Annotated in this window: 12 protein-coding genes and 1 pseudogene; 7 read left to right on the plus strand and 6 right to left on the minus strand. The window is 58.9% G+C overall.

Annotation, left to right across the window (positions count from 1 at the left end; genetic code table 11):
* Positions 1–14: 14 nt before the first annotated feature.
* Positions 15–3,161, minus strand: coding sequence for a transglycosylase domain-containing protein (locus ACA055_RS05310; RefSeq protein ID WP_497682679.1), 3,147 nt, complete (start codon positions 3,159–3,161; stop codon positions 15–17).
* Positions 3,162–4,399: 1,238 nt separating this feature from the next.
* Between ACA055_RS05310 and ACA055_RS05315 the strand changes: the two genes are divergently transcribed.
* The 5 genes from ACA055_RS05315 (at position 4,400) to ACA055_RS05335 (ending at position 9,343) form a co-directional block, all read left to right on the plus strand.
* The gene (locus tag ACA055_RS05315) at positions 4,400–5,821 is read left to right on the plus strand and encodes an amino acid permease (protein ID WP_497682680.1); all 1,422 of its coding nucleotides are present in this window, start codon (positions 4,400–4,402) and stop codon (positions 5,819–5,821) included.
* A gap of 178 nt (positions 5,822–5,999) precedes the next feature.
* Positions 6,000–6,374, plus strand: a complete 375-nt coding sequence (locus tag ACA055_RS05320) for a GtrA family protein (RefSeq protein WP_497682681.1) — start codon at positions 6,000–6,002, stop codon at positions 6,372–6,374.
* Complete coding sequence (locus ACA055_RS05325; RefSeq protein WP_497682682.1) at positions 6,371–7,312, plus strand: glycosyltransferase family 2 protein; 942 nt, start codon at positions 6,371–6,373, stop codon at positions 7,310–7,312. Before ACA055_RS05320 ends, ACA055_RS05325 begins: the two co-directional genes overlap by 4 nt.
* Position 7,313: 1 nt before the next feature.
* Positions 7,314–8,822, plus strand: a complete 1,509-nt coding sequence (locus tag ACA055_RS05330) for a glucosyltransferase domain-containing protein (RefSeq protein ID WP_497682683.1) — start codon at positions 7,314–7,316, stop codon at positions 8,820–8,822.
* A gap of 146 nt (positions 8,823–8,968) precedes the next feature.
* A complete protein-coding gene (locus ACA055_RS05335) occupies positions 8,969–9,343 on the plus strand; it encodes a GtrA family protein (RefSeq protein ID WP_497682684.1) in 375 nt (124 codons plus the stop codon).
* Positions 9,344–9,393: 50 nt separating this feature from the next.
* On the opposite strand, the gene ACA055_RS05340 is transcribed toward ACA055_RS05335, so the two are convergent.
* A complete protein-coding gene (locus tag ACA055_RS05340; protein WP_497682685.1) occupies positions 9,394–10,194 on the minus strand; it encodes a helix-turn-helix transcriptional regulator in 801 nt (266 codons plus the stop codon).
* Positions 10,195–10,320: 126 nt separating this feature from the next.
* Here ACA055_RS05340 and ACA055_RS05345 point away from each other — a divergent pair, with 126 nt between their 5' ends.
* Both ACA055_RS05345 and ACA055_RS05350 read left to right on the plus strand, forming a co-directional pair.
* Positions 10,321–11,142: a carbon-nitrogen hydrolase family protein gene (locus ACA055_RS05345; RefSeq protein WP_497682686.1), complete on the plus strand. Its 822-nt coding sequence runs from the start codon at positions 10,321–10,323 to the stop codon at positions 11,140–11,142.
* 224 nt (positions 11,143–11,366) lie between these two features.
* A complete protein-coding gene (locus ACA055_RS05350; protein ID WP_497682687.1) occupies positions 11,367–12,692 on the plus strand; it encodes an APC family permease in 1,326 nt (441 codons plus the stop codon).
* 124 nt (positions 12,693–12,816) lie between these two features.
* Here the strand turns inward: ACA055_RS05350 and ACA055_RS05355 are convergent, their stop codons facing one another.
* From ACA055_RS05355 to ACA055_RS05370, 4 genes and pseudogenes are all read right to left on the minus strand, one after another.
* Positions 12,817–13,485, minus strand: a complete 669-nt coding sequence (locus ACA055_RS05355; RefSeq protein WP_497684361.1) for an ATP-binding protein — start codon at positions 13,483–13,485, stop codon at positions 12,817–12,819.
* Between the two features lie 57 nt (positions 13,486–13,542).
* Positions 13,543–13,629, minus strand: a pseudogene (locus ACA055_RS05360) (hypothetical protein); the annotation flags it as partial.
* Positions 13,630–14,177: 548 nt separating this feature from the next.
* The gene (locus ACA055_RS05365) at positions 14,178–15,989 is read right to left on the minus strand and encodes a DAHL domain-containing sensor histidine kinase (protein ID WP_497682688.1); all 1,812 of its coding nucleotides are present in this window, start codon (positions 15,987–15,989) and stop codon (positions 14,178–14,180) included.
* Complete coding sequence (locus tag ACA055_RS05370; protein ID WP_497682689.1) at positions 15,986–16,945, minus strand: cytochrome-c peroxidase; 960 nt, start codon at positions 16,943–16,945, stop codon at positions 15,986–15,988. The genes ACA055_RS05365 and ACA055_RS05370 overlap by 4 nt, the downstream gene beginning before the upstream one ends.
* Positions 16,946–16,976 lie beyond the last annotated feature (31 nt).

Below are 16,976 nucleotides of genomic sequence, written 5' to 3' on the forward strand. Positions count from 1 at the left end.
GGGATACCACCCTTTCAATGGGTCGATGTGTCCAGTGCCACCGGGGTTTGAGCGACGACCGGTTCACTAACGGGACTGCACATAGTGTGGGTGCCCGGTTGCAGATACGGCGACAGGATTGGCGCCATGCCCTTGAGCACTTGCACCGGCAGCGCCGAGGTGAACTTGAAGGTCTCGGCCGTGCGGCCGGGCACGAACGCGGTCAGGGTGCCGAAATGGGTATCGCCAATGAAGAACACGAATGTGGCGGTGCGGTTGATCGACTTGGAACTCAGAATCCGCCCGCCGGAACCGATGGCTTCAATACGGTTGTCGCCGGTGCCGGTCTTGCCACCCATGCCCAGCGGGCTGCCGTCGGCCAGTTTGAAACTGCCGGACACACGTTTGGCGGTACCGGCATCCACCACTTGTGAAAGGGCTTCGCGCATCGCCGTGGCCACCTCGGACGGCATCACCCGTTTGCCGACATCCGGGTCACTGATCAGTTGGGTTTCATAGGGTGTGTTTGCCGCAAAGTGCAGGCTGTCGATGCGCAGTGTCGGCATCCGCACACCGTCGTTGAGAATGGTGCCGATCAACTCCGCCAATGCCGCGGGGCGGTCGCCGGAGCTGCCGATGGCGGTGGCGAGCGACGGCACCAGATGGTCGAATGGATAACCGACTTTCTGCCAGCGCTGGTGAATGTCGAGGAACGCCTCGATCTCCAGCATCGTGCGGATGCGGCTGTCGCGGGCGCCCTTGTGCCGGCTTTTGAACAGCCAGCTGTAGACTTCCTGACGTTCGAACTGACTGGCTTTGACGATCTGGCTGAACTTGGCGTCCGGGTGGTTCAGCAGATAGCCGATCAGCCACAGATCCAGTGGGTGAACCTTGGCGATGAAGCCTTGGTCCGGCAGGTCGTACGCGCCTGGGCCGTAGTTCTGGTACAGCCGTTCGAGGCGCTCGTCGGTGAGTTTTTCCGTGAGTTTGGCGCCCTTGAGGTGCGAGCGCACGAAGCTGTTGAAGCTTTCCTGACTGGCCTGTGGCAGCAGGTAACGATGCACGGCCGCCATGCGAATCGGTGTCGGGCGCATGCCGTCGAGGAAGGTTTCGAGCCGCGCCTGGGTGTCCTTGTTGCGGTACTTTTTCCAGAATTTGAGCAGGAACGAAGTGCCTTCGCGGTCGGCGAACGAGGCCAGGTATTCCTGACGCCGCGGGTCTTTGTCGTCCTTGAGCAATTCGGCGCTGTTGTTGGGGCCGGAATAGGTGGTGTAGCGCACCAGGTCACGCATCAGCCGAATGAACGGCAGGTTGATCGATTCACGCAGGGCATCGCGCAGGGTCGGGAGGCGACCGTTGTCTTCCTTGCGGAAGTTAACGAAGGTGTGCAACCCACCGCCGGTGAAAAAGGCTTCGCCGGGGCTGGCGGAATACTTTCGGTCCAGAGCGGCGCCAAGCATGTTCGGCAGGTTGCGGTCTTTGTTCTGGATCAGATAATCGACGGCCCAGCGGCTCAGGCGGTCCTGATCCGGAACGTCGACTTTTTTCAGTTCGGGGATGGTCATCGTGGCGTATTTGTCGTGCAGCTCGGCGATGATCTGCAAGTAGGTGGTCAGCACGCGCATTTTGGCGGTGGAGCCCAGTTCCAGTTTGCTGCCTTCATTGATGTCGAAGGGCTGATCGGTGCTGTCGGTTTGCACCCGCACTCGCGAGCCGTCTGGGGTCAGTTCGAACAGCGTGAAGCTGTAGCGCACCTGGGTCGTACTGGTGGGCGTCAGCAGGCGTTCGCCGAGCAGGCCGATTTCTGCCGCATAGACCGGATCGGCCAGGCGTTTGAGGTAGGCGGTGGCCTCGGTTTGCAGCTCGCCTTGCAGGGTGCTGGTGGCCGAGAGATCGAGGCGGTCGAGGTCGTACAGCGGACGATTGAGCAAGCCGCCCAGACGGCTGCGCGCCACGCTGATGCCTTTGTTGGTTTCGATCGGCTGGATGGTCGGCTGGGTTTGCCAGTCGCGATAGGTGACCTTGCTGGCCAATGCGGCGGCCGACAGTGGCGCATCGATCACGCCGTTTTGCGCCAGCAGACGAATGTGGCTATCGGTCAGGCTGGCGAGTTCTTCACGACCCTTGGTCAGGTAATGGGAAGGGCGGCGCTGGGCAATCATCAACGACAGCATCTCACGCAGGGCCAGACCTTTTTCCGACATGCTTTTCGGATCGGTCTCCTTGCTGGCTAGCCGTTCGTTGGCCTTGTTGAAATCGGCGCCGTACCAGACGCGCAAGCCTTCGGCCATGCCATGCACTTCACCGTGGCCCGGCACCGCCGACAGCGGCACGCTGTTGAGGTAATCGCGTACCACGTTCTGCCGGGCTTCGAGGGTTTCCGGGCCTGCCTGATAGGCCCGCACGCTGGCGGAAATCATCTGACGGATTTTTTCCGCGCCTGACACCGTCAAGCCATCGGGCGAGTGACGGTACTTCTCAAGCTGCGTGGCCAAAGTACTACCACCCGCCGACTGGCCCGGCAGGTGCATCAACTTGGCAACCTGGGACCACGCGGCCATGCCGAACCGTGGCCAATCCACCGCCGGGTTGGCCAGCGGCTGGCGGGGGTCGAGCAAAAAGCGGTTTTCGATGAACAGCAAACTGCTGACCACCACGGGTGGGATCGCCGCAAAACTTGAATAGAGTTGTTGAGGGTACTTGTACTGGTACAACGGTGCCGCGCGGCAGTCGGTGATCGACAACCCGGTCTGGATTTTCTCCGCATAAGGTACGAAAAATCCCTTGTCGCTGTAGTTCATCAGCGCCGGAGAAAAGCGGGTTTGCGACGAAATGACGTAATCACGCTTGAGCAAGCGTGGCAGGAATTCATCCAGGGAGCTGTAACCCAGGCGCAGATCGAAGGGCCCGGCGCCGGGGTAGCGAATGGCGTCACTGGGACCCGGTTGCACCTTGTAACTCAGGGACGCGGCATATTTGCTGACCTCTCGGGATTGAAATTTCGCCGTGCGCATTTCCTTGGCAGCGGCCAGGCCCAGGACTATCAGGATAATCAGCAACAACAACCAGAACGCCCCCCAGCCGTGCCGCGAACCACGGGGTTTTTCAGTTAAAGGCGCTTCATCCACACGTTCAGTCGGAACCACGGTCTTACTCGTATCGGTTTGCCATAAAGCGCCCATAGTCGACTGATCCATTCACGCAGATTGATCGGACTTGTCTGAAGCTTAGACCGTGGTTGGCGTTGGTGAAAAAATTGTGAGGATCCAAAGTGCCTGATTTCGGGGCATATCCGTTTTTGTGGTGATGGCTGCTCTTTGATTGTGTACATATCCGTTTCTGCGGTAACGGCTGCTGGCGGTTTCGCTTTTACAGCGAGTCACTTTCGAAAAGCGCGAAAGTAACCAAAGCGCTTTTGCCCTTTCGTTCGGTGCCTCGCTGTGGCTCGGCATGCCCTCGCTCCGGTCCTGCTCCGTGGGCCCGCCGCGATCGGCCATCCATGGCCGTGCGCGGCTAACCCGGCATCCATGCCGGGTTGCCCACTGCGCAGAACCTCCACTCGGCCTCTCGAGGGGCATGCACCGCAAAAGCGAGGCGGCCTACCGGCCGGCCTGATCTTTCAAGCGCACGCGTTCCCCCTGTGGGAGCGGGCTTGCTCGCGAAGCTGTTGATCTTGCCGTTGCCGTTGCCGTTGCCGTTGCCGTTGCTTTGCTTTGCTTTGCTTTGGCTTCAGATCTGCCGCCCCTTTCCCAGAGGCCGAACGCAGGCGTTGCGCAGGGGGGCAGCTCGGCATGGATGCCGAGCTAGCCGCGCCCGGCCGATCGCGGCGGGCCCCCGGAGCAATGCTGGAGTGAGGGCATGCCGAGCCTAGGCGAGGCACCGAATGGAGGGGCACAAGCGCTTTGGTTACTTTCGCGCTTTTCGAAAGTGACTCGCTGTAAAAGCGAAACCGCCAGCCGCCATTACCGCAGAAACGGATATGTCCACAATCAAAGACCTCAATCGGCAGGCCCATCATCCCGAGTAAGCCCCTCTCTCCAAAAGAGACAGTCGAGAGTCTGAAACAGCCGATCTAGAGCCATACCCAACGTAAATACAGCCCAAGTCGGGACATGACGATGCACCAATGCTGTGCAATACTCCGCGCCGTTTTATCAACGAATAATCCTACACAACCCAGGTAATGCCCCTCCGTAAACCGCGCTTTTCCCGAGAGTTCTCGCTGAAGTTTGTGGTTTATAGAGTGAAAAACCCTGTAGGAAGCTTTTTATACTGCACGCCCCGCTGATCTTGGAGGTTTTGTCCGACAAGACGGTCCTGCCCACGAAGCAGAGCCGGTATCACAAAAAAGCAATGGCTTATCCGTCAGCGCTTCGACACTCGGTGGTCATATCCAATAACAAGACGAGGTTGTACCCCTATGCCAGTCGGCAATCACCTGCCCCACGGCGAGACCGCTCAGGGCGGCCCGCTTAAACGCGAACTCGGCGAACGGCATATTCGCTTGATGGCGCTCGGTGCCTGTATCGGCGTCGGTCTGTTCCTCGGTTCGGCCAAGGCCATCGAAATGGCCGGCCCGGCCATCATGCTCTCCTACATCATTGGCGGTCTGGCGATCCTGGTGATCATGCGCGCCCTCGGCGAAATGGCCGTGCACAACCCGGTCGCCGGCTCCTTCAGCCGTTATGCCCAAGACTACCTCGGTCCCTTGGCGGGCTTCCTGACCGGTTGGAACTATTGGTTCCTGTGGCTGGTGACGTGCGTCGCGGAAATCACTGCGGTGGCGGTGTACATGGGCGTCTGGTTCCCCGATGTGCCGCGCTGGATCTGGGCGCTCGCTGCGTTGATCAGCATGGGCTCGATCAACCTGATCGCGGTGAAAGCCTTCGGTGAATTCGAGTTCTGGTTCGCCCTGATCAAGATCGTCACCATCATTGCGATGGTGATCGGCGGCATTGGCGTGATCGCTTTCGGTTTCGGCAATGACGGCGTGGCACTGGGGATTTCCAATCTCTGGGCCCACGGTGGCTTCATGCCCAACGGCGTGCAAGGCGTGTTGATGTCGCTGCAAATGGTGATGTTCGCTTACCTCGGCGTAGAGATGATCGGCCTGACTGCCGGTGAAGCGAAGAACCCGCAGAAGACCATTCCCAATGCAATCGGCTCGGTGTTCTGGCGGATTCTGCTGTTCTACGTCGGCGCGTTGTTCGTGATCCTGTCGATCTACCCGTGGAACGAAATCGGCACCCAGGGCAGTCCGTTCGTGATGACCTTTGAGCGTCTGGGCATCAAGACCGCTGCAGGCATTATCAACTTCGTGGTGATCACCGCTGCGCTGTCGTCCTGCAACGGCGGCATCTTCAGCACCGGGCGCATGCTCTACAGCCTGGCGCAGAATGGCCAGGCCCCGGCCGGCTTCGCCACGACTTCGAGCAACGGCGTACCGCGTCGCGCGCTGCTGCTGTCGATCGGTGCCTTGCTGCTGGGCGTGCTGCTCAACTACCTGGTGCCCGAGAAAGTGTTCGTCTGGGTGACGGCGATTGCCACCTTCGGCGCGATCTGGACCTGGGTGATGATCCTGCTGGCCCAGCTCAAGTTCCGCAAAGGCCTGAGCGCCAGCGAACGTGCCGGCTTGAAATACCGCATGTGGCTGTACCCGGTCAGTTCCTACCTGGCGCTGGCGTTCCTGGTGCTGGTGGTCGGCCTGATGGCGTATTTCCCGGACACCCGCGTGGCGCTGTATATAGGCCCGGCGTTCCTGGTGCTGCTGACGGTGTTGTTCTACGTGTTCAAACTGCAACCGACCAATGTGTCGCAAGGTGCGGTGCGTTCGGCTTCTTGAGTCGTAACGCCTGAAACGCAAAAGCCCCGGCCTTGATGGCCGGGGCTTTTTTATGCGATCCCCTTTGGCAATGGGGACCGCCGCTGGTCTGAAAGAACATCAGACCTGTGATTTCTGACAGTAGCCAGGATCATAGTTTTATCGAAAGGTTATGCCGCGTACTCGAACGGGGTTCACCATGAAGCGTTTCTGGAAAGGATTCTCCAGCTACACGGTGGTCGGTGTCGCCAACACGCTGATCCACTGGCAGATCTTTTTCCTGCTGAGCGTGGCGGCTGACCTCAGTCAGGCGGTCAGCAACCTGGCAGCCTTCTGCGTTGCCGCTTCGTTTTCCTTCTACATGAACGCGCTTTATACCTTTGATGCCAAAGCGTCAGTCGGCGGCTATCTACTATTCTTGGGAGCCATGGGTGCCCTGAGCCTGGGCGTCGGCCATGCCGGAGACGTATGGAGACTTCACGGCCTGCTGACCGTAGTCCTGTTTTCGGCGTTGAGCCTGGTGCTCGGCTTTCTGTTTTCCAAGTACGTAGTGTTTCGCGAGCGTGACGCATGAAAGTCTCGTTGATCGTTCCGGTATTCAATGAAGAACAGGCGATCAACCTGTTTTATCTGGCGGTGCGGCGTGAATTGAAACTTGAAAACACTGACGTCGAGATCGTGTTCATCAACGATGGCAGTTCCGACCGGACGGCGGAGCAGGTCACGGCCCTGGCGCAAGCCGATGAACAGGTATTGCTGATCAACTTCTCGCGCAACTTTGGCAAGGAACCGGCGCTGTTCGCCGGCCTGGAATATGCCACCGGCGATGCGGTAATCCCCATGGACGTCGACCTGCAGGACCCGATCAGCGTCATCCCGCGGTTGATCGACGAATGGCAAAAAGGCGCCGATGTGGTGCTTGCCAAACGCCGTGACCGGACCGCCGACAGTTATCTGAAACGCCACAGCGCGGCGCTGTTCTACCACTTGCTGAACCGCATTTCTTACACCCGCATTGAAGAAAATGTCGGAGATTTCCGGCTCATGGACCGCAAGGTGGTCGACGTGATTCGCGCACTGCCCGAGCATCAGTTATTCATGAAGGGCGTCCTGTCGTGGGCCGGCTTCACCACCGTGGTGGTGGAATACGAGCGCGCCAGGCGGGTGGCCGGGAACAGCAAGTTCAATGGCTGGAAACTGTGGAACCTCGCGCTGGAAGGCGTGACCTCGTTCAGCACGGTGCCGCTGCGTTTGTGGACATATGTCGGTGGCGGCATCTCGATCTTCGCGGTGCTCTACGCGGTGTACATGGTGCTGGACAAGATTTTCTTCGGCAACAGCGTCCCCGGTTACCCATCGTTGATGACGGCCATTCTGTTTCTCGGCGGCGTGCAACTGATCGGCATCGGCATCCTCGGGGAATACGTCGGCCGCATCTACATCGAAGCCAAGCACCGGCCGCGCTATGTGGTCAAAGACATCGTTGGCGGCAAAGACCGGCTCGGGCTTTAGCATGGGTCGATTCAGCGACTTTTTCAGCAAGGAACTCGGACGTCGCCAGGTCTGGCTGTTTTTTCTGCTCGCCACCTTTGTTTATGTGGTGCCGCTGATCCTCGCGGACTATCCCTATATCGATGACAACTGGCGCTCCCTGTCGGCGGGCATGGCCTGGGCGGAGCAGGGCCGCTTGTTTACCGAGCTGTTCTACAACCTGCTCACCTTCAACAATGCCGCGCCGAACATCTTTCCGCTGCCGCTGTTGATCGCGACGCTGGCCATGGCCTGTGCGTTGACCAGTCTGACATTTCATTACTACCCGCAGCCGACGCTTGCTTGTTGTCTGGTGCTGCTGCCGCTCTGGTACAACCCCTTCTTTCTGCAAAACCTGTCGTATCAATACGACGGTCCCGCCATGGCCTTGAGCCTGGTGGCGGTGATCTATGCAATCACGTTTCGTCACCCTTCGCGCATTCTGCAATGGCTGGTGCCGTCCTTCCTGATTGCGCTGGCGCTGGGGCTGTATCAAGTGAGCCTCAACGTGTTTCTGGGCCTGTGTTGTCTGGAGCTGCTCAGGTGCGTAAATGACCGGTGGGCCTGGCCGCAGTTATGCAGTTTGATCGGCTGGAAAATCGCCCAGACGGGGCTTGCCTGGTTGATTTACATCGCCAGTGCTTATCCATTCATGAAGCACGATCGCACCTTGATATTGAACTGGGCGGCAGAGCCCCTGCTGCAACTTCAAATGAACATCGCCAGGGTGCTGGAAAAAGTCGTGCTGCTGTTTCACGGCGGGTTTGCCTGGGTGTTCGCCGGGCTGTTGCTGTGTGCAATGGCCGGCGCTGTGCGACTGGGGCTGAACGTACTTGGACGTCAAGACACACGGCTGAAGAAAGCCCTGATCGGTCTGTTGTGTTTGCTGACATTGCCGGTGGTGACACTGCTGGTGTCGGGGATGGCGCTGTTTTTCCGAGACTTCAACGAAGGCGCCAGGACGCTGATGGGCTTCGCGGCTCTGCTGGTGCTGCTGTTCTACTTGAGCCACTTGGCCCTGGCAAAAATCCATGAGCGGCTGCCGCTCTTGTTGGTGATTCCATTGCTGGCGATGCTGTCGCTGTCATACGCCTATGGACGGGTGCTGACGGTGCAAAAAAACTTCTCGACCAGTGCGTTGTTCAGCCTTCAAAACGACTTCGCGAACCATCGGCCATTGCGCGAGGCCAAGCGCATTTACCTGTCGGTGACGTACTCCGATCACTGGCTACTGGGCGCCGCAGGCTCGTTCAAACAGATGCCGGTGTTGCACTATCTGTTGAACATCGACTTTTTCATCCTCGCCGAAAACCTGCCGAAAGTGGGCATCACCAACGTGGTGGCGGAGAAGGAGCGACGTAATGCGACCAGGGTGGGTTATCAGGACTACCCACCGCTGGTTGAACGCCAGTATTACCGGATCTACCTGATTGGTGATTACGGTTTTATCGTCATGACAGAACCGCTCCCGACCACAGCGCTTCGCTGGTGAAGCGTGACGGTCCATGGTTTACACCTGCATCCCCAAAGTGACCGTTGGTCTGGAAGGTTCACCGACCTGATAGTTCTGACAGTAGACCACCACCGGGTCGTCACTTACTTTGAAAGGCACCTGAAACAGGGATTGGCGGGGCTGGTATGAAAGCTGTATGGAAAGGATTCTCGAGCTACACGGTGATTGCGATGGCCAATGCGCTCATTCATTGGCAGATTTTTTTCGTGCTCACCACAGCGGCCGAACTCGATCAGGCTGCCAGTAACTTTGCGGCATTTTGCGTCTCCGCATCGTTCTCCTTCTATGTGAATGCGCTTTACGTATTTGATGGCAAAACATCGATGCTCGGTTACCTACTTCTGATTGGTGTCATGGCCCTGTTGAGCTACGGCGTCGGGCTCGTTGCCGATGAGTGGCGAATTCATGGGCTGGTAACCGTCGCCTCGTTTTCGTTGTTGAGCCTAGTTCTCGGGTTCTTCTTTTCGAAGTTTGTCGTGTTTCGCGAACGCGAGGTGTGAAGGTTTTCGCTGACGTCAGCCATCACCCCATAGAAACTCACAACGACATGTCAGGCATTCTGCGCCTGCAAAAAAATCGAAAACAGCTCGGACTGGGACTTGATTCCCAACTTGCTGTACATGTGTTTCTTATGGACTTTCACGGTTTCGACAGAGATTTCCAGCTTGCGGGCGATTTCTTTACTGGAGCAACCGCTGAGCATCAAGCGCCCGACGTCCAGCTCCCGGGCAGTCAATTGCGCACCTTTGAGTTGCTGCACTGACGCTTCCAACTGCACACGCCAGTCGCCCTGGATCGGCGCCGGTGCGAGTGCCACGACTTCATTGATCTCGTAGGGCAGGCGCTGGCGCAACAGACCAAGCACCCAGGGCTGGATCAGCGACAGCAAGGCGATTTGCTCGCCGCTGAAACGCTGTTTGCTGCCCAGTGACAGGCACAGCGTACGGTCGCCTTCGAGCTGGCAATTGAACTGGATTTCATCGGCCACCACGTTCAGACGAAAGTAGCGTTGGTAATACTCGGTCAGCTCGAAATGCTCCGGCGCTACTTCCGACAGGCGATACAGCCCGGTGCGCGACTGTTCGCGGCAGGCGATGTAGAACGGGTCGAGCAGGTACAAGCCACGCAGGTAATCCTGGAACAACTGATCGGGGCTGCCGTCCGCACCCGGGCATTCGGCGAACACTTGTGGGTGCTGATCGGCGCTGAAAAGCAGCGCCACCCAGCTGTCGAAGGGCACGTACTGATCCAGCAGGCGCACCAATTGCGTCCAGAAGTTGGGCTTGTCCAGGGCGTCGATCAGTTGTCCAACCGAGCGGTGCCAGGCGACGTCGTCTAACGAGAGTGTCATGCATCTACCCCTATCGGGTTACCCCAGCGGCGTGATTTCCCGGCCGGTGGCTTGCTGCGCATACTGGCGCACAGACACCGGCCGGGCAATCTTTCTGCAGCCCTGCCTCCATAACAAGGAATACCGATGAAGGTCGAACTCGCCCAATTGGCGGGCCGTGACAACGACACGGCTTACAACCTCGAACGCGCCCTGGTGGCGATCGCTGCGTGCGCCGCCGATACGCAGCTGATCATGTTTCCGGAAAGCCACTTGATGGGCTTTCCCTCGGCCGAGACCGTAGCCGAGGTCGCCGAACCTCTGAACGGCCCCAGCGTCAGCCGCATTGTCGCGGCGGCCCGTGAACGCAACATCGCGGTGGTCATCGGCGTGGCCGAAAACGACAACGGCCGCTTCTACAACACCACGCTGCTGATTACCCCCGAAGGTATTGCGCTGCGTTATCGCAAGACGCACCTGTGGGCGTCGGATCGCGGCGTCTACGAGCCGGGCGATCGCTATGCCACCTGCCTGTGGAACGGGGTGCGTGTGGGCCTGCTGATTTGCTACGACATCGAATTCCCCGAAACCGCCCGCGCCCTGGCGCAACTGGGGGCCGAATTGCTGATCGTCACCAACGGCAACATGGACCCCTACGGCCCGACGCACCGCACCGCGATCATGGCCCGCGCCCAGGAAAACCAGGCGTTTGCGCTGATGGTCAACCGGGTGGAAGAGGGCGATGGCGGGTTGCTGTTCGCTGGCGGCAGTGCCCTGGTAGATCCGCTTGGAACTTTGCTGTTCGAAGCCGGGCGGGAGGAGGGGCAGTTTGCGGTGGAGCTGGATCTGCGTCAGCTGACGGCGGCGCGGCAGGATTATCGGTACCTGGATGATCAACGGCTGAAGTTGCCGGGGGAGTTGGTTGAGCATGCTTCTGGATTGCGGGAGTTGCTGATACCCAAGAGCTGATCTGAATTTTTTGTTGTCTGGGCTGGCGCCTTCGCGGGCAAGCCCGCTCCCACATTGGTTTTGTGAACGCCCGAGATCAAATGTGGGAGCGGGCTTGCCCGAGAAGAGGCCCTGACGGACGACACATCTGCTTGCCCTTGAACGAAGAACAACAACGCAACACCCGTAATTTTGCGCCGAACTCGGCTCTGCCATAAATCCAATAAAATCCGGAGTAGTCGCTCATGGCTCGTTTGCAACGCACCCTGTCACTGGGGTCGGTGGTGCTGTTCGGCATCGCCTACATGACGCCGATCATTGTGCTCGGCACCTTTGGCATCCTCGCTCAATCCACCGCCGGCATGGTCCCGGCCGCTTACCTCGCAGCGCTGGTGGCGATGTTCTTCACCGCCATGAGCTACGGCCGAATGGCTTCGGCATTTCCTGTCGCTGGTTCGGCCTACACCTATGTACGCAAGGCGATCAGCCCGAAACTCGGTTTTATCGCCGGTTGGGCGGTCTTGCTCGATTACCTGTTCCTGCCCATGGCGATCTGGCTGATTGGCGCGGCCTACCTCAATTCCGCGTTCCCGGCCGTGCCGCAGTGGATCTGGGTGCTGGCGTTCATCGGCGTCACCAGCGCGATCAACATCGTCGGCCTGAAACTGGCCAACGGCATCAACGCCTTACTGATGCTGGTGCAGTTCCTGGTGCTGATCGCGTTTGTCGTACTGTGCGTCCACTACGTCGGTGGCGATGCGAGCACGCCGCTTTGGTCGATCAAGCCGTTCTTCAATGGCGACATGCAGATGCCCTTGATCATGAGCGGCGCGGCCATCGCCTGTTACTCGTTCCTGGGCTTCGACGCGGTTAGCACCCTCACGGAAGAAACCCGCGATCCACGCCGCACCATCCCGCGGGCGATCATGCTGATTACCCTGATCGGCGGGTTGATTTTCGTCGGCGTGTCGTACTTCGTGCAGATTGCGCATCCGTCGTTCCAGTTCGACAGCGTCGACTCGGCGGCCTATGAAATTGCCCGCAACATCGGTGGCGACCTGTTCGTGTCGGTCTTCCTGATCGGTCTGATCGTCGGTCAGTTCGCCTCGGGCCTGTCGGCTCAGGCCAGCGGTTCACGGTTGCTGTTCGCCATGGGCCGCGACGGTGTGCTGCCAAAATCTTTCTTCGGCACCTTGCACGAACGCTTCGGTACGCCGATCAACAGCATCCTGCTGTGCGCCGTGGTGGCCTTGCTGGCGCTGAAACTGGACGTCACCACCTCGACCTCATTCATCAACTTCGGCGCGTTCCTCGCATTCAGCCTGGTGAACCTGTCGGTGATCTTTCACTACTGGATTGGCGGCGAGAACAAAGGCCTGCGCGAATTCATTCTGTTCCTGCTGTTCCCGTTCATTGGGTTGGCGGCGGACCTGTGGCTGATGATCAGCCTCGATCACCTGGCGATCTATCTGGGCCTGAGCTGGCTGGCGATTGGCGTGGTGTACCTGGCAGTGCTGACCGGCGGCTTCCGTCGCCAGCCACCGGAGATGGATTTCCAGGAGGCCGCGTAATTGCCTGACTGCTGAGAAATCTGTGGGAGCGGGCTTGCTCGCGAAGGCGTCGTCTCAGTCAACCTCAATGGCGACTGACACACCGCTTTCGCGAGCAAGCCCGCTCCCACATTTTGAATTGTGTTCAGGTTGCTGGTTTGGTCTGGCGCACCGGCAACTCGACCCGAAACGTGCTGCCGACACCCACTTCACTGCGCACCGAAATGTCCCCGCCGTGTTTCTTCACGATGCCATAGGACAGGGACAACCCCAGCCCCGTCCCCTGGCCCACCGGTTTGGTGGTGAAGAACGGATCGAAGATTTTTTGCAGGCTCTGCGGCGCAATGCCGGCGCCGGTGTCCGCCACTTCGATCCACACCATTTCCCCAGCAAGCCCGGTGCGCAGAGTGAGGGTGCCGCGTTCCGGGCCGATGGCCTGGGAGGCGTTGACGATCAGGTTCATGATCACCTGATTGATCTGTGAAGGCAGGCATTCGATGTCGGGCAGAGCCTGATAGTCCTTCACCACATCAGCCTTGTACTTCAGTTCGTTGGCCACGATGTTCAGGGTCGACTCGATGCCCTGTTGCACATTCGCCCACTGCCACTCCTGGCTGGAGTCGATGCGGGAAAAGTCCTTCAAGTCTTTGACGATCTGCCCGACCCGGCTGATGCCTTCCTTGGATTCCTTGATCAGCAGCGGAATGTCCTCGCGCAGGAATTCCAGTTCGACCCGTTCGCGCAGCTGTTGCAAACGTTCGATCAGCTCACTGGAGCCGATCGCTTCTTCCGCGTCCCGATAGGCGTCGAGCATTTCCTGCAACTGCTTGAAGTAGCCATCCAGGGTACCGAGGTTGGAGGAAATGAAGCCGATGGGGTTGTTGATTTCATGGGCAACGCCAGCCGCCAGTTGCCCGAGGGAGGCGAGTTTTTCCGATTGCACCAGTTGGGATTCAAGCTGTTTGCGTTCGTCGATTTCCCGTTGCACCAGATGCTCCAGGTGGATCATCTGCAAACTGGCCCGCTCAGTCATGTCCCATTTGGTCAGCAGGGTGTTGGCCATCTGCTGGACTTCAATGTTGTCGAACGGTTTTTTCAGAATCAGCAGGCGGTCATGGGCCTGCAAACGGTCCAACAGTTCATCCCAGGAATAGTCGGAGTAGGCGGTGCACACCACGACTTGCAAGCGTGGGTCCTCCAGCCACAGGTGCTCGATGGTCTGCGCGCCGTCCCAGCCCTCGGGCATACGCATGTCGACGAAGGCCAGGGCGTAGGGACGGTTTTCCTGCAAGGCCCACTTGAGTTTGCCCAACCCTTCTTGCCCGCCGTAAGCCGAATCCAGTTCGAACAGGACGCTGGCGAATTTCACTTCACTGCCGAACAGTGCCGCCTCCATCTCGTCCAGTTCGGCGGTAGGCACCGGCGTGGGCGTGAGGATCTTGCGAAAATCCACATGAATGGACGGGGTGTCGTCGATCAGCAGAATGCGGCGGTTCGACAGTGCGCTCATGCCGGCTCCGTGACCGTTTTCAGCGGGATCTGCAAGGTGAACAACGCGCCCTTGCCCGGCCCGTCGCTATGGGCGGTCAGGTGGCCATTCATCTCGATGGCGGCCAGGGCGCAGCTGTGCAGGCCGAAGCCGTGGCCTTCCTTGCGGGTGGTAAAACCGTGGGCAAAGATGCGCGTCATGTTTTCCTCGGCGATGCCTTCGCCGTCATCCTTGACGCTGACTTGCAGGGTCGTGTCGTCGACGATTTTCACCCCCAGGGTCATTTGCCGCGGGCGATTGCTGAGGTCGGACATGGCGTATTTGGCGTTGCTGATCAGGTTGATCAGGATCAGCAGCAGCCGGTGCTTGTCGCCCATGACCTGCGGCACGTCGCTGTACTCCTTGACCACCGTGACGTGATGCCGGGTGAGGGCGCCGGAGTTCATGCGCAGGGCGTCCTCCAGCAGTTCACTGATGTGCAGCGGTTCCATCAGGCTGTTGGCACCCGCGTAGGACTGCTGGGTGGCGACGATATCCTTGATGTGGTCGACGCTTTTGCTCAACTGGGCGAGTTCGTCGGTCATGCCTTGTTGTTCAAGGGCAATGGCTTCCACCAATTGATTCAGGTAGCCGGGCAGCAACTTGCCTTTCTCGTCTTCGGTCAGGAAGGTCCCAAGGTCGCCCTGATGTTCGTTGATCAATTGCATGGCCTTGCCTAGCCCCTGCGCTTTGCTGGCGCGCAGTCTGCGGGTGACGAGGTCGGCCGAGATGTTCACGCTGTTGAGCACGTTGCCGACGTTGTGCAACACATTGGTGGCGATCTCGGCCATGCCGGCCTGGCGTGCGGTATCGAGCAGTTCGCTTTGGGTATCCTTGAGTTCGCGGGTGCGCTCTTCGACGCGTTGCTCGAGGTCGTCATTGACGGTTTTCAGGGCTCTGTTGACGCGATTGATCACCGTGAAACTGCGCATCAACTGGATCGCCATGTACACCAGCAACAACACCAACAGCACCGAAAACACCAGCATGTAGAAGTGATAGCGCTGCTCGATCGCATCAGCCTGCTGCTGGTCGGTGTTGAGCAGGGAAATGATGTCGTCCAGGCGTTCAGCCACGGGGACGGCCTCGATGTTCTCCAGCAATCGATTGACCACCGGTTGTTCCCGCAGGATGAGCGCGATGTGGCTGCTCAGAATTTCGATCGGACTGTGGAACTGCACCGGCAGTCGCAGTTTGTTCACCGCCAGTTTGTTCAGCCCTAACAGGATGTCGGCGGCCCTGTCGTCGGAGGTGACCAGGGCGAATTCCAGGCTGCTGAGCAGCAAGTCATAAGTGTCGGTGGAAATGTTCTGCAATTGCAGTTTGTCCTCGTCCACCAAGTGGGTCAGCTGCTCCAGGATATCGTCTTCGGCCGTGGGCAGGAACGCCAGGGAGTTGCGCAGCACGGCATTGTGCGATTTGAACTGCTCAACCAATCGGGTCTTTTCCTGGATGGCGGAGAGATAGGCTTCATCGCGGGCACGCCAGACGGGCGATGTGTTGCGATCGTGGTTCGATTCCAGGGTGTCGAACTGCTCCCACAGGTGTGTCATCTCGGTCAGCGGCGCGACCAGCGGATCGTAGTTGTGGCTGATGGCGATCCTGGCCTTGAGAATTTCGGTTTCCCATTGCGCGTTGAGTTGCTTCAGGCGACCGATCAGGGCACGGGATTCGGCGTAGCGGGTCGTCTGGCTGGAGTTGGATTTGAGGTACAGAAACAGCAGGGTCGAGGCGAGTAGAACGGCCACGAAACCGAGCAGCACCAGGTTGCGACGACGGGACATGTTCATAAGGACTTGCCCTCCCATTCGCCGGTCAGGGTCTTGAGGAATTTGATGATCAGGGTTTTGTCCTCGTCGGAAGGAATGCGTCCGAGCTGGAACTTGAACATCACATCCACCGCGTCTTCGAGGGTTTTGGCCGAGCCGTCATGAAAGTACGGCGCGGTCACGGCAACGTTGCGCAGGCTCGGCACCTTGAACACGTTGCGATCCTCTTCATCCTGGGTCACCAGATAACGTCCCAGATCGGATTCGGTAGGTGCGCCCCGAACCTGGAAGTAATCGCCCATGACACCGAACTTCTGGAACATGTTGCCGCCGATGTTCACCCCCTGATGGCAGGCGATGCAGCCGTAATCCTTGAAGCGTTGGTAACCGTACTTTTCCTCTCGGCTGAGAATGTCGGTATCGCCCAGCAAATACTTGTCGAAACGTGAGTTGGCACTGATCAGCGTGCGCTCGTAGGTGGCCAGGGCATTTTGCACATTGTTCATGGTCACGCCGTCCGGGTAGGCGTTTGTGAACGAGGTCTGATAAGCCTTGTCGGCAGCCAGGGTCTGCACCACGTGTTCCCAGTTGCTGCCCATTTCGCTGGGGCTTTGCACCACTGCATGGATTTGGGTTTCCAGCGTATCAGCCCGGCCGTTCCAGAATTGCCGGAAATTCAAGCTGGAATTGAACACGCTGGGGGTGTTGATCGTCACTGGGTTGCCATTGAAACCGATGGAAAAGGCCTTATCGTCGGCGCCACCTTTTTCCAGTCGATGGCAACTGGCGCAGGACAATGAGCTGTTGACCGACAAGCGGGGCTCGTTGAACAACTGACGACCGAGTTCGACCCGCAGCGGATTCTGCTGCGGCACCGCCGGCAGCGGTCTGAGCGGTTCATCCAACGGCGCGCCGTCGGCGTTCAGGCAGAGCCCGAGTAGCGGCACCAGGAGCAGGCGGTGGAAGGAGGGTGACATCTGAGGATTCCTTGGCTGATAGCCTGAGTTT

It is taken from the genome of Pseudomonas sp. LBUM1657, assembly GCF_059716075.1.